At 58.5% G+C, this 19265-nt stretch carries 17 protein-coding genes, 3 tRNA genes and 3 pseudogenes; 5 read left to right on the top strand and 18 right to left on the bottom strand.

Translation table 11 applies throughout. The features are described 5' to 3' along the window. Positions 1-28 precede the first annotated feature (28 nt). The 4 genes from CKA81_RS01895 to CKA81_RS01880 form a co-directional block, all read right to left on the bottom strand. Positions 29-113: transfer RNA gene (locus CKA81_RS01895), tRNA-Leu, on the bottom strand. Positions 114-200: 87 nt separating this feature from the next. Further along, entirely contained in the window at positions 201-683 is a 483-nt protein-coding gene (gene secG, locus CKA81_RS01890) for a preprotein translocase subunit SecG (RefSeq protein WP_128353784.1), read from the bottom strand. Positions 684-701: 18 nt separating this feature from the next. After that, a complete protein-coding gene (tpiA, locus tag CKA81_RS01885) occupies positions 702-1451 on the bottom strand; it encodes a triose-phosphate isomerase (protein ID WP_128353783.1) in 750 nt (249 codons plus the stop codon). A 69-nt stretch (positions 1452-1520) separates the two neighbouring features. Continuing rightward, the gene (locus tag CKA81_RS01880; RefSeq protein WP_128353782.1) at positions 1521-2498 is read right to left on the bottom strand and encodes an NAD(P)H-quinone oxidoreductase; all 978 of its coding nucleotides are present in this window, start codon (positions 2496-2498) and stop codon (positions 1521-1523) included. A 135-nt stretch (positions 2499-2633) separates the two neighbouring features. On the opposite strand from CKA81_RS01880, the gene CKA81_RS01875 reads away from it, so the two are divergent. Together CKA81_RS01875 and CKA81_RS17030 are read left to right on the top strand one after the other, a co-directional pair. Next, a tRNA-Ser gene (locus CKA81_RS01875) sits at positions 2634-2723 on the top strand. A gap of 299 nt (positions 2724-3022) precedes the next feature. Beyond that, positions 3023-3087, top strand: a tRNA-Ser gene (locus CKA81_RS17030). 210 nt (positions 3088-3297) lie between these two features. On the opposite strand, the gene CKA81_RS01870 is transcribed toward CKA81_RS17030, so the two are convergent. From CKA81_RS01870 to CKA81_RS17210, 3 genes and pseudogenes are all read right to left on the bottom strand, one after another. Then, positions 3298-3600 carry a helix-turn-helix domain-containing protein gene (locus CKA81_RS01870; protein WP_128353781.1) on the bottom strand — a complete coding sequence of 101 codons (303 nt, stop codon included), beginning with the start codon at positions 3598-3600 and terminating at the stop codon, positions 3298-3300. After that, entirely contained in the window at positions 3584-3901 is a 318-nt protein-coding gene (locus CKA81_RS01865) for a type II toxin-antitoxin system RelE/ParE family toxin (RefSeq protein WP_128353780.1), read from the bottom strand. The genes CKA81_RS01870 and CKA81_RS01865 overlap by 17 nt, the downstream gene beginning before the upstream one ends. 139 nt (positions 3902-4040) lie before the next feature. After that, a pseudogene (locus CKA81_RS17210) lies at positions 4041-4618 on the bottom strand (integrase); the annotation flags it as partial. Positions 4619-4820: 202 nt separating this feature from the next. On the opposite strand from CKA81_RS17210, the gene CKA81_RS01855 reads away from it, so the two are divergent. Next, positions 4821-5555, top strand: coding sequence for a sulfite exporter TauE/SafE family protein (locus CKA81_RS01855; RefSeq protein WP_164878317.1), 735 nt, complete (start codon positions 4821-4823; stop codon positions 5553-5555). A gap of 49 nt (positions 5556-5604) precedes the next feature. Here CKA81_RS01855 and CKA81_RS01850 read toward each other — a convergent pair whose 3' ends face one another. The 3 genes from CKA81_RS01850 to rpsO all read right to left on the bottom strand — a co-directional run bounded on the left by CKA81_RS01850 (position 5605) and on the right by rpsO (position 8621). Next, the gene (locus tag CKA81_RS01850) at positions 5605-5877 is read right to left on the bottom strand and encodes a TFIIB-type zinc ribbon-containing protein (RefSeq protein ID WP_128353778.1); all 273 of its coding nucleotides are present in this window, start codon (positions 5875-5877) and stop codon (positions 5605-5607) included. Between the two features lie 235 nt (positions 5878-6112). Beyond that, positions 6113-8260 carry a polyribonucleotide nucleotidyltransferase gene (gene pnp / locus CKA81_RS01845; protein ID WP_128353777.1) on the bottom strand — a complete coding sequence of 716 codons (2148 nt, stop codon included), beginning with the start codon at positions 8258-8260 and terminating at the stop codon, positions 6113-6115. A 91-nt stretch (positions 8261-8351) separates the two neighbouring features. Further along, a complete protein-coding gene (gene rpsO / locus CKA81_RS01840) occupies positions 8352-8621 on the bottom strand; it encodes a 30S ribosomal protein S15 (protein WP_128353776.1) in 270 nt (89 codons plus the stop codon). Positions 8622-8775: 154 nt separating this feature from the next. On the opposite strand from rpsO, the gene CKA81_RS01835 reads away from it, so the two are divergent. After that, entirely contained in the window at positions 8776-9288 is a 513-nt protein-coding gene (locus CKA81_RS01835) for a hypothetical protein (protein ID WP_128353775.1), read from the top strand. 183 nt (positions 9289-9471) lie between these two features. On the opposite strand, the pseudogene pssA reads toward CKA81_RS01835, so the two are convergent. The 7 genes and pseudogenes from pssA to CKA81_RS01800 form a co-directional block, all read right to left on the bottom strand. Further along, a pseudogene (gene pssA, locus CKA81_RS01830) lies at positions 9472-10245 on the bottom strand (CDP-diacylglycerol--serine O-phosphatidyltransferase); the annotation flags it as partial. After that, positions 10238-10921: a phosphatidylserine decarboxylase gene (locus CKA81_RS01825; protein ID WP_128353773.1), complete on the bottom strand. Its 684-nt coding sequence runs from the start codon at positions 10919-10921 to the stop codon at positions 10238-10240. The pseudogene pssA and the gene CKA81_RS01825, both read right to left, overlap by 8 nt. A gap of 33 nt (positions 10922-10954) precedes the next feature. Beyond that, the gene (locus CKA81_RS01820; RefSeq protein WP_128353772.1) at positions 10955-11767 is read right to left on the bottom strand and encodes a heme ABC transporter ATP-binding protein; all 813 of its coding nucleotides are present in this window, start codon (positions 11765-11767) and stop codon (positions 10955-10957) included. A gap of 17 nt (positions 11768-11784) precedes the next feature. Then, a pseudogene (locus tag CKA81_RS01815) lies at positions 11785-12800 on the bottom strand (FecCD family ABC transporter permease). 11 nt (positions 12801-12811) lie between these two features. Next, the gene (locus tag CKA81_RS01810) at positions 12812-13633 is read right to left on the bottom strand and encodes a heme/hemin ABC transporter substrate-binding protein (protein ID WP_180013352.1); all 822 of its coding nucleotides are present in this window, start codon (positions 13631-13633) and stop codon (positions 12812-12814) included. Position 13634: 1 nt separating this feature from the next. Next, on the bottom strand, positions 13635-14681 hold the full coding sequence (locus tag CKA81_RS01805; RefSeq protein WP_128353771.1) for a hemin-degrading factor: 1047 nt from the start codon (positions 14679-14681) through the stop codon (positions 13635-13637). Positions 14682-14734: 53 nt separating this feature from the next. Then, positions 14735-17038, bottom strand: a complete 2304-nt coding sequence (locus CKA81_RS01800) for a TonB-dependent hemoglobin/transferrin/lactoferrin family receptor (protein WP_164878316.1) — start codon at positions 17036-17038, stop codon at positions 14735-14737. A 193-nt stretch (positions 17039-17231) separates the two neighbouring features. Here CKA81_RS01800 and CKA81_RS01795 point away from each other — a divergent pair, with 193 nt between their 5' ends. Continuing rightward, positions 17232-18092 carry an REP-associated tyrosine transposase gene (locus CKA81_RS01795; protein ID WP_128353769.1) on the top strand — a complete coding sequence of 287 codons (861 nt, stop codon included), beginning with the start codon at positions 17232-17234 and terminating at the stop codon, positions 18090-18092. Between the two features lie 153 nt (positions 18093-18245). Here CKA81_RS01795 and ilvC read toward each other — a convergent pair whose 3' ends face one another. After that, positions 18246-19262 (bottom strand): ketol-acid reductoisomerase, encoded by a 1017-nt coding sequence (gene ilvC, locus CKA81_RS01790; protein ID WP_128353768.1) that lies wholly within the window; start codon positions 19260-19262, stop codon positions 18246-18248. Positions 19263-19265: the final 3 nt, after the last annotated feature.

Raw genomic sequence — 19265 nt, 5'->3', positions numbered from 1 at the left:
TATGTACATCCAACGGATATCAATACTATGGTGCCGACGGCGAGACTCGAACTCGCACAGCTTTCGCCACTACCCCCTCAAGATAGCGTGTCTACCAATTCCACCACGTCGGCTGGCAAAGAGCGGTATTCTAGCATGAAATACGCGCCATTCCGCGGTGCCGTCCCCGCTGTTAAAAACAGCGCGGACGGCACGGAAATCTACTGACTTTGAGCGGGCGTTTCCGGAACCGCAGGCACGGACGCATCGGGCGCCGCTGGAGCATCGGGCACCGTTGGCGTCGAAGGCACGGAGGCGTCGCCAGCGGGGGCCGGCGCGGAAGGCTCCTGGGGCACCGCTGGAACAGCCGGAACCGCAGCGCCAGGAACCGCCGGTACAGATGAGTCGGTAGCAGGCACTTCAAAGCCTTGCATCACACCGCTATCCAGCGCTGCCCTGTCCGCAGGGTGATGCGCCATGTAAGCCAGGCCACCTGTCGAAACAAAGAAGATAATGGCGGCCCACTTGGTGGTGCGCGACAAGAAGTTGGCCGCACCGGTAGCACCAAACAGGCTACCCGCCGAGCCACCCCCGAAAGACGAGCCCATGTCGGCGCCCTTGCCTTGCTGCAGCAGGACCAACACGATGATGCTCAACGACGATGTAACTTGAATCGCCAGAAGTACGGGTGACAACCATTCCATGAAAAAAACTCCGAGGCCTTAGGCGGCCGCTATACGTAAAAATTCTTCGGCCATGAGCGCCGCACCGCCCACCAGGGCGCCGTCGATGTCGGGCATGGTAAATAAACTGGCAGCATTGGCTGCTTTGACACTACCGCCGTACAAGATGCGGACCTTGGCAGCCACCGAGCCGTCCAGGCGCGCCCGGATGGCGGCGTGTACTTGCTGCGCCTGTTCGGGTGTAGCCGTGCGGCCGGTACCGATAGCCCATACGGGCTCGTAGGCGATCACGATCTTTTCGAGGGCGGCAGCGCCCAAAGCCAGAACGGGGGCCAACTGACGCGCAATGACCTCGTCGGTTGTACCGGCTTCGTTCTGCTCCAGCGTCTCGCCAACACATACGACGGGAGTCAGGCCCGCAGCCAACGCAGCTTGTGCCTTGTCAGCCACCAATTGATCAGATTCGCCATGGATGCTGCGTCGCTCGGAATGCCCGACCAACACCCACGAGCACGAGAAATCGGCCAGCATGGCGGCCGACACTTCGCCGGTATAGGCGCCCTGCTCGTGCTTGCTGACGTCTTGGGCGCCCCATGAAATGCCGCTGCCCTGCAAGCTTGCGCCGGCCTGCCCCAAATACGGGAAAGGCACGCAAACCGCCAGGTCGCAAGCCCGCACAGCAGGAAAGCCCGCGCACAAGCCATCCAGCAAGCTGGCATTGGCTGCCTGGTTGCCGTGCATCTTCCAATTACCTATGACTAGGCGTTTGCGAGGTTGTGCTGTATTCATGAGGCCCGTATGAAAAAAATTGGACAACCCGGCATTGTAGCGTGTCGGGGAAGAATCCGCAGCGTTATGTCACACCGTCAGGACGATCTTGCCGATTTGCTCGCCGGCATCCATCATGGCGTGCGCATCGCAAGCGCGAGCCAGCGGGAAGGTGGCATGCACAATAGGCCGGATCTTGCCCGACTCGAGCAAGGGCCATACATGCCGCTGCAACGACTGCGCAATATCCTTCTTGAATTCCACCGGGCGCGGCCGCAGGGTTGACCCAGTAAGCACCAGGCGCCGACGCAAGATCTGGCTGGCATCTATGGTGGCCTTGGCACCGCCCAAGACGGCAATGAGCACAATGCGACCATCGTCAGCCAGACAACTGATGTTGCGGTTGATGTATTCACCGGCCACCATATCCAGCACGACATCGACGCCCTTGCCGTCGGTGGCCTTCTTGACCTCTTCAACGTAATCTTGCGTACGGTAATTGATCCCCACAACGGCGCCCAGTTCTTCCACCGCCCGTGCTCGCTCGTCGCTGCCGGCAGTGGCAAAAACCTTGTGGCCCATCGCTGTAGCCAACTGAACAGCCGTCGTGCCGATGCCGCTAGCGCCACCGTGCACCAGCAAAGTGTCATTGCCGGACAGGCGGCCGCGGTCAAAGACGTTGGTCCAGACTGTAAAGTAGGTCTCGGGTAACCCGGCTGCCTCGATCTCGGACAGTCCCTTGGGTATGGGCAAGCACTGGACGGCCGGTGCCGTGCAGTATTCCGCGTAGCCGCCCCCGGCTACCAAGGCGCATACTTTGTCGCCCACTTTCAGGCCGGTGTCCCCAACATCGCCACCTACGATCTCGCCAGCGACCTCCAGGCCAGGCAGGTCGGAGGCCCCGGGTGGAGGCGGATAGCTGCCCTTGCGCTGAAATACATCGGGCCGGTTGATACCGGCGGCCGCCACCTTGATCAGGACCTCGCCGGCACGTGGCTCGGGCATCGGACGGTCAACCATGACCAGAACTTCGGGACCACCCGGTGTGGATATTTCTACGGCTTTCATAGGGACTCCTGTTGCTTCAACCAAAAGGGTCATTATGCCCTTTTGCGCTGTCATATTGAGACCGTGTCCCACTGGAGCGCCCACAAGAGGTGCCACATCGGCTAAACTTGCGTCCTTCTGCAAATGAGCAGAGTAGGAAGCGTGCCAGAGTGGTTGAATGGACCGGTCTTGAAAACCGGCGACGGGGCAACCCGTCCGTGAGTTCGAATCTCACCGCTTCCGCCACCCACTAGGCGCCAGTGGAAAAAGAGTAGGTCTCCGTGTTAGCACCCAAAGCCCGGGTGGCGGAATAGGTAGACGCAAGGGACTTAAACAATTTGAGCCTTCGGGGGGAAACGCCTGAAGTGACACCCGTCAAATTCGGCGAAAGCCCTGGATGCTTTGATATCCGAGCCAACGCCGAGCCAAGCCCAAACTTTATGAGGTTGGGAAGGTGTAGAGAGCAGACGGCGGGCACCTACGGCTGTAAAGCTATGGTGAAGGCGTGCTCCAGACCACGAACAGCACACGTGCTGGCGGCGAAAGCCGAAGTGGTAAGAAAATCCCTCGATCATAGATCGTACCGGTTCGATTCCGGTCCCGGGCACCAATTCAAAGGCCGCTTCTGTTTTAGCAGAAGCGGCCTTTTTTCCCTTCAGTACGCAATTATCCAATTACTAACTTTCTGCGTTTGAAACCTCTATCCTCTGCTACCGATGTGGAAGGCTGGCAATAGCCAGTCCCGTCAGGGATGAGCGGATAGCAAACTTGGAGCAGCGCGGTCTGCGACGCGGAATGCCTGTGTCTCCTTTATTAGGTATCAGATGATGGCTTGTAAGCCCTTGTCAGCGATGACATTGAGCAGCTTGAGGGCTGGCCCCGTGGGATGGGTATCGCCTTGCTCCCACTTGCGCACGGTCGAGGCCGACGTGTGCAAATGAAGAGCGAACACAGGTTGGCTGAACTTCAACGCTTCGCGCAGACGCTTGATGTCGGCAGCGCTGAACTCCCGCACCGGCGGCGGGCAGATCGCGTCGAACTCGCGCATCGTTACCTTGCTGATCGCTCCGGCTTTGTGGAGCGCGGCCAGGTCACCACGCAGGGATTCAATGATCTTGCTCACAATACACCTCCAATAACAAACCAGACTGCAACGCCTTCGACAAAGCCTCTGTGGACGGCTCCAAAAACACCTTGCCAGCGAATTGCAGCGCCTTCTTCTCGTCCTGGGTGATGTTTGCCCTGTCACTTTTGGGAAACCCATGCAGGAACACATAGCGGCTACCGATCCTGGCCGACAGCAGCGTGCGGTAGCCGCCGCTCTTGCTTTCCATCTCCCGAACCGCTTTGCACAACGCGGCATCAGGCACTTTTTCGCTCGCTTGCCAGCGCGCGAAGTCCTTTCTCTTGAGCACACGCGTCATCTTGACCTCCAAACTATACCCGAAAAGGGTATAGTTTTCCAGCCGTGAGTGTGCTGCACGAGCGTAGATGGCTGCCCAGTCAGTTGTCGTAACGGCGGTACAACAATTGGGGCGGAGGGGGCTAATCGCTGGTCACCGCTCATGTAGCTACCTTTTCCGGTTCTTGCCGCATGCTGACGACCGTCTTACGCCGACTCGCCTCCAACTTAGCCGCCTCGCGCACAGGGTCGTCTTCCGTGTGAACGTAGCGCATGAACAATTGCTACGGTCTTGTGCGTCGTTAGCGCCATACCGACTTTAACGGGAATCCCAGAGTTGGCGATATCAGTAGTTGAACGGTGGCGAATGCCGTGTGTGCCGACTTTTGGTACATCAGCAGCAGACGTAAGGTGAGTCGCCGTAGCGAGGCGCATTAGAGAGCAGGCGCCGAGCTTCCTCGCTCAAAGACTTGGACATATCTCCGGTCTTACTATCAGGCCACACAACACGGCTGTTCGGTAGATGCAGCCAATCCCACTCTAGCTGGACAATTTCCGAGTTGCGGGCGGCAAACTCAAATTGCAGACGTATAGCAAGTAGGTAGGTTGGGTGCTCCAGCTTTTCAGCCTCGGCCTTATCCAGATAGGCAAACAAGTTGACCATCTGGTCGTCAGTGATAAGGCGGGTCGAGCCTTTTTCGGGGTACTTGGGCACATGGCGGCAAGGGTTTGATCCGTCCCATCATCGGATATGCCGTCCTTGGCGCAGGCGATGCAGCCGATATTGTCAGCTAGGATGCCGTGGTGCAACTTGCAATAAGACTTCCAGCCAAGTGCGTCGTCCTCGCGTAACTCGCGGGCGATCTGCTCATACCATGCGTGAGCGATGTTGTTTTGCGGCACGCTGTCCCGCGGCTCGCACTGCAAGGTCTGGCGAGACGGTGACCATTGCTAGCTTGGCGGCAGTGATACTTGCGGGAGTTCTTATCGGAGCAACAGGCATAGGCGGCGTGCTCGTTGTACCCGCTCTGATAGGACTAGGAGATGTTGCGGCGCCGAAAGCAATTGCCGCGTCTTCGTTGGCCTTTGGTTTTCCTGGCGCCGCAGCCTTGTGGCTTCTCAGGCGTGAGCGCGAACACCTACACAGAGCATTAACCATTGTGCTCGGGGCAGTTCCCGGCGCCGCACTTGGCGCAGCGCTAATCCATAGCTTTGATGCTCGGATCGTTCTTGCGTTTGTCACCGCCACAATCTTCTTCGCAGGTTTGCGCACCCTGCTTGCCAAGCAGGCTTCCACATACAAACTTGCCTCACAGCCAGTTTCCACTACGCGGCTTGTCGGCATTGGCCTGCTGGTGGGCGTCGGCTCTGCGCTAACTGGCACGGGCGGGCCAGTCCTCTTGATTCCTCTGCTGACGCTTATCCATCAACCGCTACGCATGGCTATTGTCTTGGGACAGGCTGTCCAATTGCCTATTGCTCTAGCGGCATTCTCGACTCATTCGCTGGCTGGTGACTTAGATTGGACGCAGATCGCTACCTTAGGCTTAGTGCTGCTCGTTGCATCCCTAGTAGGCGAGCGGGCCGCGCGCCACGTCCCCATTGACCTTTTGCGGTCCGTGCTTGCTGTATTCCTGCTGCTTACCGGCACATGGTTTGCCTGCACTCTTTTTTGATCTGAGAGCAGAACACTATCCTGGATGCAGCGCGCATGGGACCAGTTTTTCAATCAAAAATCTCGTGCCAGAACGATTTCTTCTTGTAGCGCTTGTCGTAGCCTCGATGAACATTGTCGTAATGATCGCCGCCGTGTGGCTGACGCTGGCGGGGTGGAGTAGCAGGCGCCTGAGCAGCGACTTCCTCGGTGCTGCGCTCGATAAGCTTGTCGAGTTCGCCCCGATCAAGCCACACGCCGCGACACTGGGGACAGTAATCGATTTCGATATTCTGGCGCGATGACATCGTAAGGTCGACTTCTTTGCAAACTGGACATTTCATAGATGAGCTCTTCCGAAAATTGGCGGGAAGTATATCGACGCATGCCATTCGCGTAAGTTCCTTTCCTTTGTCGCACCCGACGCCCAACTAGAAACAATTGGTAAAACCAGTGGGTTTTATCAGAAAACCGGCAACTCAATTCGGGACGCCCAATAAAAAAAGCTCCACGTTTCCGCAGAGCCTCTTCCTTGTATCGCAACACCGGAGTCGCTTGCGCGACCCGGCTTACCTCTCTTTACTCTTCCGACGCAGCAGCGGGGGCTTGTGGGCCGCCCTGTGCTTCGATGCCGCCGATGGCTTTCATGGACAGACGCAGGCGTCCCTTGTCGTCGGCTTCGATAACCTTGATACGTACAGCCTGACCGACCTTGAGCACATCATTGATGTTCGCAATGCGGTAGTTGGCGATCTCGGAAATATGCAGCAGGCCGTCGCGGCCAGGCAGAACCTGAACGATGGCGCCGAAATCGAGCAGGCGAAGAACTGGGCCTTCGTATTCCTGACCCACTTCCACGTCGGCTGTCAGTTCCTTGATGCGGCGTTCAGCTTCGCGAGCCTTATCAAGGTCAGCGCTGGAGATGGTGATGAGGCCATCGTCGCCAATGTCGATCTGCGTGCCGGTTTCTTCGGTCAGCGCACGGATGGTGGCGCCGCCCTTGCCGATGACGTCGCGAATCTTCTCTGGGTTGATCTTGACGGTGATCATACGGGGAGCGAATTCCGACAGTTCGGTACGCGAGCCGTCGATAGCGGACTTCATTTCGCCCAGGATATGCAGGCGGCCTTCCTTGGCCTGAGCCAATGCGACCTGCATGATTTCACGGGTGATGCCCTGAATCTTGATGTCCATCTGCAGTGCGGTAATGCCTTGCGACGTACCTGCCACCTTGAAGTCCATGTCACCCAGGTGATCTTCGTCGCCCAGAATATCGGTAAGGACTGCAAACTTGGGGCCATCCTTGATCAGACCCATGGCAACACCGGCCACGTGATCCTTGATGGGCACACCAGCGTCCATCATGGCCAGCGAACCGCCGCAGACCGATGCCATGGAGGACGAACCGTTGGATTCGGTAACTTCCGACACAACACGGATGGTGTACTGGAAGTCTGCCGGCTCGGGTAGCATGGAGACCAAGGAACGCTTGGCCAGTCGGCCGTGGCCGATCTCGCGACGCTTCGTGAAACCCACGCGACCGGTTTCGCCAGTAGCGAACGGCGGGAAGTTGTAATGCAGCATGAAACGGTCGCGGTACTCGCCCATGATGGAGTCGATAATCTGCTCATCTTGCTTGGTACCCAGCGTGGCGACCACCAGTGCCTGCGTTTCGCCACGGGTGAACAGCGCGCTGCCGTGTGCGCGCGGCAAGATGCCCAGGCGCACACTGATGGGACGCACGGTGCGGGTATCGCGCCCGTCGATGCGAGGCTCACCGCCGAGGATCTGGCCGCGCACAATCTTGGCTTCCAGGTCGAACAACATGTTCTCGACCTCTACGCTGTCAGGAGCGCTTTCGCCCTTGGCGGCAGCGTGCTCGGCCAGCTTGGCCTTGACAGCCGCATAGACTTCGCGCAACTTGGCAGTGCGCGTTTGCTTCTCGCGAATCTGGTAGGCGGCTTCCAGGCCTTCCTGAGCGGCAGCCGACACAGCAATGGTCAGCGCTTCGTTCTTGGCAGGGGCCTGCCAGTCCCACTCGGGCTTGCCGGCTTCAGCAACCAGGTCATGAATGGCGTTGATGACGACTTGCAGTTGCTCGTGGCCGAACATCACGCCGCCCAGCATCACTTCTTCAGACAATTGCTTGGCTTCGGACTCGACCATCAGCACGGCGGCTTCGGTGCCGGCAACGACCAGGTTCATGCTGGACTCGGCCAACTGCGAGCTGGTGGGGTTGACGACATACTGATCGTTCACGTAGCCAACGCGGGCAGCGCCTATCGGACCGTTGAACGGGATGCCGGAAATTGCCAGGGCAGCCGAAGCGCCTATCATTGCAGCAATGTCGGGATCGACTTCAGGGTTCACCGATACGGTATGAATGATGACCTGCACATCGTTGTAGAAGCCTTCGGGAAACAGCGGGCGCAACGGACGATCGATCAGGCGCGACGTCAGGGTTTCTTTCTCGGAAGGCTTGCCTTCGCGTTTGAAGAAACCACCGGGAATGCGACCAGCCGCATAGGTTTTTTCGATGTAGTCGACAGTCAGCGGGAAAAAGTCCTGGCCAGGCTTGGCGGTTGTGTTTGCCACGACGGTAGCCAACACAACAGTATCGTCAATCGAGACCAGTACAGCGCCGGAGGCTTGGCGAGCAATCTCGCCAGTTTCCATCACCACCGTGTGCTGACCGTACTGAAACGATTTGCTCACTTTATTAAACATTAGGGATTATCCTTACAATAAAAAAAACCGTGTACACCGCGAGCCAAGTCGCAGTGTTCACGGTTGCATCGTGGGGAGCCAGCCCCGGGTATCACTTACGCAGACCGAGCTTTTCGATAAGCGAACGATAGGAATCCGGGTTGCGGCCCTTCAGGTAATCGAGCAGTTTGCGACGGCGGCTGACCATGCGCAGCAAACCACGACGCGAGTGGTGATCTTTCATGTGCGCTTTGAAGTGACCGGTAAGTTCGTTGATGCGAGCGGTAAGCAGCGCGACCTGAACTTCCGGAGAGCCGGTGTCGCCATCTGCACGTTGAAATTGTGCAACGATGTCGGATTTTTTGATGTCAGCAACAGACATTATTTAGCCTCATATAACATGCGACAGAGCCGAGGAGCCCTGACGTGAAGTGATTAAACAAATTACAATAAAAGCACAGCATTTCGCCCTGTTCGTGCTCCGCAACACACGGCCCACGCACAGGGAAGTCGGTATTATACCGGAAAGGATCATCATGGTTAGTCGCACAGTAAAACTGGCTGGCATTGCCCTTGCAGGCGTCCTGACAGCGGCTTGCACCAGCATGGCCGATCTGCCGGCAGGCGCTTCCTTGCAGGAGGTACAAGCCCAGTACGGGGCGCCCAACTTTTCGTGTCCCGGCGCCAATGGCGGCGAACGGCTCATCTGGAGCCAGCAGCCCTTCGGACAATATGCCTGGGGCACCAACGTCGATGGCAACGGCAACACCGACCGGGTCGTTTCTCTGCTGACGGATTCCAACTTCAGCCAATTGGCCTCGGGCACCTGGACGCCTGAGCAAGTGCGCTGCGAATTCGGGCCACCTGCCGAAGTCTCATCGGTAGGGCTGCCCTCTTCCACGAGTATCGTCTGGAGCTATCGCTATCGCCAGTCTAGCGCCTGGAACTCAATGATGCACGTGTACTTTGATCCGGCTACGGATACGGTCACACGCTTTCATGCCGGCCCCGATCCGATGTACGAACGCGACAGTTTTTGGTTTATGTAACTGGCATGCACCCGGACAGATGCGATCTGTCCGGATGGATCAGGAGCGGTCGGGTGGCGAAGGCGGCTGGCCTGAGCGGTCTGTCGTGGCGTCGGTGGGGTCGGTTCGGCCACCTAGCGCCGACGACTGAAAAGTGTGTCGCGGCGTAAAAGACGGCTCGGTGGGCTCGGCAGGCTCGGTGGGTGGCGCATCCATACCTTCGTGGCGCAGGCGAGACAATTGCCTTGCACGGCGCCAGCGCCACAACATAATGAACCAGCCCGACAGGCCGTACACGACAAAAAGGCCGAACAGCGCGATGGGTGGGTCGCTGGAGACAAAGACAAAGGCACCTACAAGCACCAGCATGACCCAGAATGGCACGCTGCGGCCCAAGGCGAACGATTTGCCACTATAGAACGGCGCGTTGGTCACCATGGCAATGCCGGCGTATACCGTAAAGACGAACGAGACCCATGCAATAGCGCGGGTGTCCAGCATAAGCCGGTTGTCCACGGCCAGCCACACAAAGCCGGCCACCAACGCTGCCGCTGCCGGGCTGGGCAAGCCCTGGAAGAAGCGTTTGTCGACCACCCCGATATTGGTGTTGAAGCGGGCCAGACGCAAAGCTGCGCCCACCACATAAATAAAGGCGGCCAACCAGCCCCAGCGTCCAAGATCCTGCAGGCTCCACTCGTACATGACCAGTGCAGGTGCAATACCAAAAGACGCCATGTCCGACAACGAATCGTACTGCTCGCCGAAAGCTGACTGGGTATTTGTCAGCCGCGCCACACGGCCGTCCATGCCGTCAAACACCATGGCCACGAAGATGGCGATGGCGGCGACCTCGAACTGGCCATTCATGGCCTGCACGACGGCATAGAAGCCCGCAAAAAGGTTGGCCGTCGTGAAAGCATTGGGCAGCAAGTAGATGCTGCGGCGGCGATGCGTTTCGTCTGGGGACAAATTAGGCATTTTCAGGCTCCGTTGAGCTGACAGGGATGTCGGGCAGCTCAGCAAGCACTGTGCTCGTGGCTTGTACCTTGTCGCCAATGGCCACGCGCGGGCGAGAGCCCGGAGGAAGGTAAACATCGACCCGGGAGCCGAAACGAATGAACCCGTAGCGCTGGCCCGCGTAGACATTGTCGCCGGGCTTGATATAGCAAAGAATGCGTTTGGCCACCAGGCCAGCAACCTGTACTGCCGTGACGGTATGCCCCTGCTCGGTCAATAGAACAGTGGCGTTGCGTTCGTTCTCAAGAGAGGCCTTATCGAGCGCCGCGTTAAAAAACTTGCCTGGAAAGTACGTGACGCTTTGGACGGCGCCCTTTACCGGGCATCGATTGGAATGGACGTTGAACACGTTCATGAAAACGCTGATCTTCAATGCATCGCGGTTGGCGTAGACGTCGCGAACCTCTTCGACGGCGACGATGCGGCCATCCGCTGGCGAAATGACGATAGACGAGCCATCAGGCGCAATGCGCGCCGGGTCTCTGAAAAACTGCAGGACAAAGAGCGAAAGCAGCCAGAACGGGATGGATGCCGCGCCTGACCAAAAAGTGACAAGGATGGATACCAGCACGAAACCAGCCAGGAACGGCCAGCCTTCGCGAGCAATAATGGGGTGGGGATAAGGAGGTCTATTCATCGTAGGGTGAAGAGTAACCGAAATATCGGTTTTCTAGCCAAAAACCACCAAGGGTTTTGCAGCCTGGCGGGGGTGCGCCATGACATGAACCTGGACCCCGTAGACCCGCTCCAGGTTTTCAGGCGTCAACGCCTTTACCGGCGTGTCGCACACAAACATTTTCCCTTCCGACAGCAGCGCAATGCGGTCGCTCCACAGGGCTGCCAGGTTGACATCGTGCAGCACCAGCAGCACGCCTATCCGGTCGGCCTGCGCGAGTTCCCTGACGGTTCTCAACAGCGTGTGTTGATGCAAGGGATCGAGACTCGCGGTGGGCTCGTCCAGCAGCATGTATCGGCCCTCGGGATCAGTTTGCCTTTCGGCCAGTATCTGCACGACGATGCGAGCAAACTGTACCCGTTGTTGCTCGCCGCCGGACAATTCCAGATAGCGGCGTCCCGCGAGGTGCACGATATCGGCATGCAGCAGCGCGGCGCTCGATAGCGCTTGCACCGCCTGGGTGGACAGTTCCTTGAAAGGGTAGGCTCCCATGGCCACGACTTCGGCCACCTCCAGGTCAAAACCCAGACCCGGCTTTTGAGGCAACACGGCGCGGGACAAGGCCTGCCTGGCAGCGCTCATGCCGGTTAGCGACATTCCGTTAAGGCTTACCGCGTCTTCCGGATGCTGGCCGGGCTCCAGGTAGAGCTCACCGGCCAGCACTGACAGCAGCGTTGACTTGCCCGCTCCGTTCGCACCCAGCAAGCTGACGACTTCGCCCGGGCGCAAACTGAAAGACACGCCGTCGAGGACGCTGCGGTGCCGTCGAGTCACTTTGACATCCGAAGCGCTGAACCTATCGTGCATCACGGCTCTCCGTGCCATCAAACCGGCGTGCTGCGCCCGCGCAGCAAAAGCCAGAAAAAGAAAGGCCCCCCGATCAGGCTGGTCACCAGGCCGATGGGAAGTTCGGCCGGGCTGGCGACAATACGCGACAGCCAGTCTGCCAAGGTCAGGATCAACCCTCCGGCCACAACGGACGCGGGCATCAGATAACGATGATGAGCCCCCAGCAGCATGCGGACCACATGCGGGACCACCAAGCCGATAAAACCGATGCCACCCGTAACAGCCACGAGCGGGCCGACGATCAAGGCTATGACGATGATCAGGCGCCGCCTGACGGCCGCAAGCGCAAAACCCAGGTGCGCGGCTTCGCGCTCGCCCAGCAGCAAGGCATTCAAGACCCGCCACTGGCTGCATAAGTAGACCAGCAACAGTGTGGTCCACGGCCCCAGCCAAGCCAGGGCATGCCAGTCGGCGCCGGCCAGACTGCCCAGGCTCCAAAAGGTCAGGTCGCGAAGCTGGACGTCGCTCGCCAAGTAAGTCAGCATGCCGATGCCGCTGGCCGCCATGGTGTTGATCGCAATGCCGGCCAGCAACAAACCGCCCGCACCCCGGTAACGACTGCCCACGACATAGGCCAGGAAAGTGGCGGCAAGGCTGCCGACGAACGCAGCCGCGCCGATGACGAAGAACCCCCCGTGGTCATCACGATGGCGAAGACGGCGCCCAAGGCAGCGCCCATGGTAATGCCGACCAAGCCAGGCTCAGCCAGCGGGTTGCGAAACAAAGCTTGCATCGCCACGCCCGCCACGGCCAGCGCTGCCCCCGCCACCGCGCTGAACAGGACTCGCGGCAGGCGGATGTCGATCAGCACGTTGCGCATCAGCAAGTCGTCAGGTGAAACATCACCCCATAGCAGACGCGGTAGGCTGTCCCACGGAATGAACACGGCGCCACTGGCACTGGCTGCCAGCGCGGCAAGCGCGAGGCAGCAAGTCAGAACGACCAGCACGGGCTGCGGCGCGAGTTTTCCAGAATCTGATACCAAACGCATGATGACCACGGCTATCTCGCCGCCACTTTCAGTTGCTGTATGGCCTGAGCAACGCGCGGCCCAACGCCCAGTATCAGCAAGTCGTCCATGGCCATAACACGGCCTGCGCGGGCAGCAGGCGTGATGGCGACGCCGGCACCGGCCATGAACTGGTCCATGCCGCCGCTGGCCTGTAGCGACGCTTTGGAGATGATGATCATGTCTGGCGCCAGGGCGGCCAGACCCTCGGCCGAGATGGGCTTGTAGCCCTCTTGAGCGTCCAGGGCGTTTTGCAGCCCCGCCAACGCGAGCACAGCGTTGGCCGCCGTGTCGCCGCCCGCCGCCATAAAAGGGCCGGCGCGATTAAGCAACACCACGGCGCGGCGTGAAGGACTGTCCAGCGCTTGCACGGATGCGACTTCCTCACGGACCTTCGCCATTAGCCTGGCGCCCTCTTGCGGCACCTGCAGTTCGGTTGCGATCTGCTCGATGCGCTTATACAGCGACTCGATGGAAGGGGAATCCGACACGACCTTCAGATTGACGCCAAGCTGGCGCAGCCGTGCGATGGTCTTCGGCGGGCCGGCGTTCTCGGAGGCCAGAACCAAGTCGGGGTGCATGGCGACCACGCCTTCGAGAGGCACACTGCGGTAGTAGCCTACGCGAGGCAGCTTCAGCGCCGCCTGAGGATAGATGCTGGAGTCATCGCCGGCCACCAGGCGCGAGCCCTGCCCCAGGTCGTAAACGATTTCCGTCACGCTACCGCCCAGCACCAGCACCCGTTCCGCGTGGACGGGGGCGACGCCCAGCATCAAACCCAGCGCCAGGCATAAGCCGGTAAGACTTGCTCGCATGCTATGCCGCCAATGGTAGCGGGCAGTACCCGACCAATAGCTCACGCCAACTGGCCAGCTCCGGTATGCCCGGCTTACGCGCCCCAAAGAATTGGACGATCATGTCGCCATTCTGGGCGAAGCACTCCAGGGAAGTCACCCATCCATCCTTAGATGGCTTGTTGACTATCCATGTGGAGGCGATGGCAGTGGTGTCCAGATGCAGATTGAAATGCGGCTCCAGCACATTGAACCAGGGCCCCATGCGCATCAGCTTCTTGACAGGGCCAGAATGGATTTGGATCATGCCGTCGTTTCCGACAAAGCACATGAAAGCAATATCGCGCTCGGCCACATCCTGCAGCACTTGTTCCGCCAGATCGTTGGACACCTCTTGTGCCAAGTCCGGGCCAGCCGCGCGCAGCGCCGATAAGCGCGACAGCTTGTGCTTGTTGAGCAAACCAAAGAAGTCGTGCGTGTCTTTCATGGCCAGCCAATCTGTGCGTAATGCGGGAGTGGGCTGAGACGAAGACAGGTCCTCCTTGGCAGGCGTTGGCGATGTCTGCGGCCATGACGGGCCGGGATGGGCGTATTTTTCAAGCAGACCGCGGTAGGCGGCCAGGTCGGATTCGTCAGTCATATAGACCTTATGGATGGCGTTTCCCGCTGTGTCGAAGAACTGAATACTTAGACGGCCACCGTCGTTCACGGCGTAGGTATGCTTCCAGTTGCCAAAGAACATGCGCAGGTCGATATCGGGGCCAAGAACAATGCCCATGGTTTTGCCGGCCCGTATTTCTTCATACTTGCCATGGCGTTCGTGCACGCACCATTCATTACGGGTCAGCGCCATCACGCGACCCAGACTGCCCAGATCCTTGAAAATATCTTGTGCCGGCTCCTTCAGCAAAGTGGCCTGGATCTCGCCGCAATTGGCGGCGACCAGTTCCATTTCGCTGACGCCGATCAAGGCTGCCAGGTTACGGATGCGGGACTTTGGGTTCTCTTCCTTCAACTGCTTATAACGCTCACGTAGAGCTAGTGCTTGCTGTTCGTATGCTGGGGTCATTGCGAAGCTTCCTTTGTTTTAGTAATTATAATGATATTGAGAGTGGTTTCTATTTAATATTGATACGTCAAAGTCAGGCGTACGCTGCGGCCGGGTTGAGTGTAGTAGTCGGTGAGGCGTGTATCTCTTTGCCCGGCCTGCACATCCAATGCGTTCCAGTACTTCTTGTCGAATAGGTTATACACGCCGGCTTGAAGGCGCAGCCCTTTGACGGCCTGCGGCTTCCACCACGTGCTTAAGTCCACCAAACCGTACCCGGGCGCTTTGAAATCCGTGTCCTGCTCAACTTCCGAACGCCGCTTTACCAAGGTGGTGAGTGCTTCCGCGCCCCACTGTTCGCTACGCCAGCCCACTGCCAGGGTGGCTTTCATCGGCGCGACCGAATTCAGATAGCGACCCGTATCCTGGTCCTTGCCACGCGTCCAGGCAACTGCACCCCAGGTGTACCAGTTGTTGGTCATGTCCCAGTGACCGCTGGCTTCCGCACCGTAAATGCGAACGCGCGAGCGGTTGACGTAACCGAACACACCCATGGGGTACAGGTCGGTCCAGGCCGGGTTCCAAGCTGGTGATGTCGGGTCTAGCGCCACTTCTTCATCAATGAAGTCCTTGTATCGATTCTCGAAGATGCTCAGGCGGCCTCCAAGGTCAGCATCGCCCGCATCCATGCCAAGTTCCCATCCGCGACTGATTTCAGCCTTCAGATTCGGATCTCCTGTTCGTAGATAGGTGCCCGGCGCGCCGTAGTTCATGTACAACTGCGTGGCGCTCGGAGCCTTATAGCCATAGCCGTACTTCGCATAGAAGGACAGGGCTTCCTGCGGAGCATAGCGGGCCAGCACGGAAGGCGAGACGCGGTTGCCGCTGTTCTCGCCCAACTGCGCCACGTTGGCGTTGGGGTTGCTGGCATATGCGTCGCTGGCTTCGGGCGTGTAGCGATAAGAGTCAAAACGCAGGGCTGGCGTCAAAGCGTACTTGCCGTCGAGCCAAGAGATTTCGTCCTGTGCCCACAAGGCCCACTGTCGCCCCTCAGCATTGGCGACGTCCGCCTGGTTGACGTGCAAGAACTCGCACGCTCTTGGGCCAAGCGGGCCTCCAGGGGTCAAGGTGGCCGGACAATTGTCATATCCGCCAGCATTCTGCTCTACGCGATTCCCATACCACTCACCCCCCGCCGCCCAATGATGTTGCACGGCGCCAGAGGTCAAGAAGCCGTCCCATTCAGACAGCAACCCATACCCAGTCTCTTCGACGGAATAATCACGCCCGTAAGGCCCATAAGGATAGGCATACTGATAGATAACCCCGACCGGATTGAAGGGACCAAAGCTGACAGCTCCGCGTGGATCTGGTTTACGAAAGGCGGTCTGCATGCTTTGCTGACTGCTGCGTTGCCAATAGATCTTGATATCGCCGCTGTTAACAGCGGCCTTGTCGTCCACTGAACGGAACTCGTATGCAAGGACTGCCCTCTTGCGCAGCGACGCTTCGTCCGTGCTGTTGTTGCCAGTAAAGAAGCTGCTGTCGTCTCCTTGATCATGCCGATTGTCGGTGGTGCTATCGCGCTTGAAATACTCACCGCTAGCTATCAGTCGATGCTCCAGGTTCAGATCATGTTGCAGCTTGAGCAGGACATTGCGCTGGGTGTAATCGGTGGGGTTGCGCTTTTCGCGGAGTTTTCCATAACCACCAACGCGCCCCTGGTTATCAAGCTCGTGCCCTTTGCGCTGGCCGGCTTGTACAAGCCAGCTTGTGTCGCCAGCGCCCAAGCGGCCCGCCAACGCAGCGTCGGCCCCCCAGCTATCGTCAGCGCTGTCGTAGCCGCTTTTGACCAGGGCGCCAAAGTCTTTGTTTGGCCACAGCAGGTCGTCGGGCGACAAGGTGCGCAGGTCCAGGTAGCCAACCAAGGATCCCGACTGCGGCGAACCGGCCGCTCTTACCAGATCAATGCTCGATAAGGTATTGAAGTTGATCGTGTTCAAGCCGCCCTTCTCGCCCCGCGCGCCATCGTTCAACCAAGGAATGCGGATGCCGTCCACCCGAGTGACCACGCGGTCTTGATCCATGCCCCGGATATTGATGCTTTTCGTGACCGCAGAGTAGTTGACGCCCGGTTCTCCGCGATTGCTGAAGTCCTCCCAGCTATTGATGGATCGCTCATCCAGTTGTTGGCGCGTGGTTATCGTTGACCCCTCGGGCAAGGTCTCTTCCAGCTTTTGGCCCTGTACCCGTAGTGGCGCCAATGACGGCACTGCTGCTTCCGTCGCAGTACTTGAGGCAGACACTTCCTGTGCACCCGCCTGCACCGCCACCAGCGCCGCAAACACCCCTCCCCACCAAACGATAGATTTGCCCATGATTTTTATTAGTCCAAGTAGTTGAAAACACCAGACGCGAATGATAACGATTTCTATTCCGAGAATCAATACTAACGGAATGGGGAATGGGGTCAGGTCTTGCAATGCCACATTTCCTTTGTTTGGCATCCAATTACGACATTTATGTCGCTAATTCCTTGCATCAGCTGGGACATGCCGATAACTTGCCGGCATGGCCAGACCTTTAAGAATCGAATTCCCCGGCGCGCTTTATCACGTCACGGCACGCGGCAACCGGCGCGAACGAATTTACGTGGACGATGCGGACCGCCTGGCTTGGCTGAATCTGTTCGGTAATGTCTGCGACCGCTATCGCTGGCTTTGCTATGCGTGGTGCTTGATGGAGAACCACTATCACATCGTTATTGAAACCAAGGAGGCAAATCTCGCCGCAGGGATGCGCCATCTGAATGGCGTTTACACTCAAAAGACGAACCATAGGCATGAGCGGGTTGGGCATGTATTCCAGGGGCGCTACAAAGGCATTCTTGTACAGAAGGAAAGCCACTTGCTTGAACTGAGCCGCTACGTGGTGCTGAATCCTGTCCGGGCAGGTCTGGTCAGCAGAGTGGAAGATTGGCCATGGACTTCATATCACGCGATGATTCGACCTCCAAAGAGTCCTCACTGGCTACACACCGACTTCCTACTGGCGCAATTCGGAACCCGACGCTCACAAGCCGTGCGCCAATATATCGACTTTGTACGGGCCGGGGCTCAGTTGCCGCCAATCTGGCAACACTTGCGCGGCCAGATTTATTTGGGTTCGGAACCATTCATGGAGGCGATGCGAGCTGTCGGGCCGGGAGCGTATGATGAAGACGACAGGCTGCGCGAGATACCGCGCCTCCAGCGAAAGATTACTTGCATACCTCTTGCGCAGTATTCAAAGCATTACACCAATCGCAAACACGCCATGGCAGCAGCATACAAGTCAGGCGATTTCACCATGCGGGAAATAGCGTCGGCATTCGGGGTTCACTACGCCACGGTAAGCCGGGCGTTTCGTGAAATGTATGATTGCAAGACCTGACCCCACAACCCCAAACGGTGGCTCGCAAACACAAAGAACCCGGCCGAAGCCGGGTTCTTTGATGCTGCAATCAGCGGACAACTACGCTAACTCAAGCAGGGTTGGGCGGCCTATGCGTGATTGCAAGACCTGACCCCACCTTATGACCCCACCTTAGTTCTTGGTTTGGTCGACCAGTTTGTTGGCGGCGATCCAGGGCATCATGGCGCGCAGCTTGCCGCCTACCTGTTCGATTTCCGACTCGGCATTGATGCGACGACGCGAGATCAGCGTGGGAGCGCCGGCAGCGTTCTCCAGGATGAAGTTCTTGGCGTATTCACCCGTCTGGATGTCGGCCAGGACTTCACGCATGGCTTTGCGCGTTTCGTCGTTGACGATGCGTGGGCCAGTCACGTACTCGCCATACTCCGCATTGTTGGAAATGGAGTAGTTCATGTTGGCAATGCCGCCTTCGTAGATCAGGTCAACGATAAGCTTGAGTTCGTGCAGGCACTCAAAGTAGGCCATTTCGGGCGCGTAGCCTGCCTCCACCAGGGTTTCGAAGCCCGCCTTGATCAGTTCGACAGCACCACCGCACAGGACGGCTTGCTCGCCGAACAGGTCGGTCTCGGTTTCTTCGCGGAAGTTGGTTTCAATGATGCCGGCACGGCCGCTGCCGATGGCGCAGGCGTATGACAAGGCTACATCGCGCGCTGCACCCGAGTTGTCCTGATGTACGGCGACCAAGGCCGGCACGCCGCCGCCCTGGCTATAGGTACCACGTACCGTATGGCCAGGCGCCTTGGGGGCAACCATGATGACGTCGATGTCGGCGCGCGGCTGAACCTGACCGTAATGCACGTTGAAGCCGTGGGCGAAAGCCAGGGCGGCACCCGGTTTGATGTTGGCGGCGACCTGATTGCGGTAGACCTCGGCGATGTTCTCGTCAGGCAACAGGATCATGACCAGATCGGCGCCCTTGACGGCGTCTGCGACTTCCTGGACTTTCAGGCCGGCGTTTTCGGCTTTGCTCCAGCTGGCGCCGTTCTTGCGCAGGCCAACAACGACATTGACGCCGGACTCGTGCAGGTTAAGGGCGTGTGCGTGGCCTTGTGAACCGTAGCCGATGATGGCAACCGTTTTGCCTTTGATCAGGGAAAGGTCGCAATCTTTATCGTAAAAAACTTTCATTAG

It is taken from the genome of Pollutimonas thiosulfatoxidans (genome assembly GCF_004022565.1).
Taxonomy (GTDB): Bacteria; Pseudomonadota; Gammaproteobacteria; order Burkholderiales; family Burkholderiaceae_B; genus Pusillimonas_D; species Pusillimonas_D thiosulfatoxidans.
This window is presented reverse-complemented; position numbering and strand designations above follow the sequence as displayed.

Excerpts from the sequence above, each read along its gene's own strand:
- CKA81_RS01825 (WP_128353773.1), bottom strand. The coding sequence starts at position 10,921 with ATGAATAGACCTCCTTATCCCCACCCCATTATTGCTCGCGAAGGCTGG.
- pnp (WP_128353777.1), bottom strand. The coding sequence starts at position 8,260 with ATGTTTAATAAAGTGAGCAAATCGTTTCAGTACGGTCAGCACACGGTG.
- tpiA (WP_128353783.1), bottom strand. The coding sequence starts at position 1,451 with ATGAATACAGCACAACCTCGCAAACGCCTAGTCATAGGTAATTGGAAG.
- CKA81_RS01850 (WP_128353778.1), bottom strand. The coding sequence starts at position 5,877 with ATGAAATGTCCAGTTTGCAAAGAAGTCGACCTTACGATGTCATCGCGC.
- CKA81_RS01805 (WP_128353771.1), bottom strand. The coding sequence starts at position 14,681 with ATGACCCCAGCATACGAACAGCAAGCACTAGCTCTACGTGAGCGTTAT.
- CKA81_RS01865 (WP_128353780.1), bottom strand. The coding sequence starts at position 3,901 with ATGACGCGTGTGCTCAAGAGAAAGGACTTCGCGCGCTGGCAAGCGAGC.
- CKA81_RS01820 (WP_128353772.1), bottom strand. The coding sequence starts at position 11,767 with ATGCACGATAGGTTCAGCGCTTCGGATGTCAAAGTGACTCGACGGCAC.
- CKA81_RS01800 (WP_164878316.1), bottom strand. The coding sequence starts at position 17,038 with ATGGGCAAATCTATCGTTTGGTGGGGAGGGGTGTTTGCGGCGCTGGTG.
- rpsO (WP_128353776.1), bottom strand. The coding sequence starts at position 8,621 with ATGTCTGTTGCTGACATCAAAAAATCCGACATCGTTGCACAATTTCAA.
- CKA81_RS01810 (WP_180013352.1), bottom strand. The coding sequence starts at position 13,633 with ATGCGAGCAAGTCTTACCGGCTTATGCCTGGCGCTGGGTTTGATGCTG.
- CKA81_RS01880 (WP_128353782.1), bottom strand. The coding sequence starts at position 2,498 with ATGAAAGCCGTAGAAATATCCACACCGGGTGGTCCCGAAGTTCTGGTC.
- CKA81_RS01795 (WP_128353769.1), top strand. The coding sequence starts at position 17,232 with ATGGCCAGACCTTTAAGAATCGAATTCCCCGGCGCGCTTTATCACGTC.
- CKA81_RS01835 (WP_128353775.1), top strand. The coding sequence starts at position 8,776 with ATGGTTAGTCGCACAGTAAAACTGGCTGGCATTGCCCTTGCAGGCGTC.
- ilvC (WP_128353768.1), bottom strand. The coding sequence starts at position 19,262 with ATGAAAGTTTTTTACGATAAAGATTGCGACCTTTCCCTGATCAAAGGC.
- secG (WP_128353784.1), bottom strand. The coding sequence starts at position 683 with ATGGAATGGTTGTCACCCGTACTTCTGGCGATTCAAGTTACATCGTCG.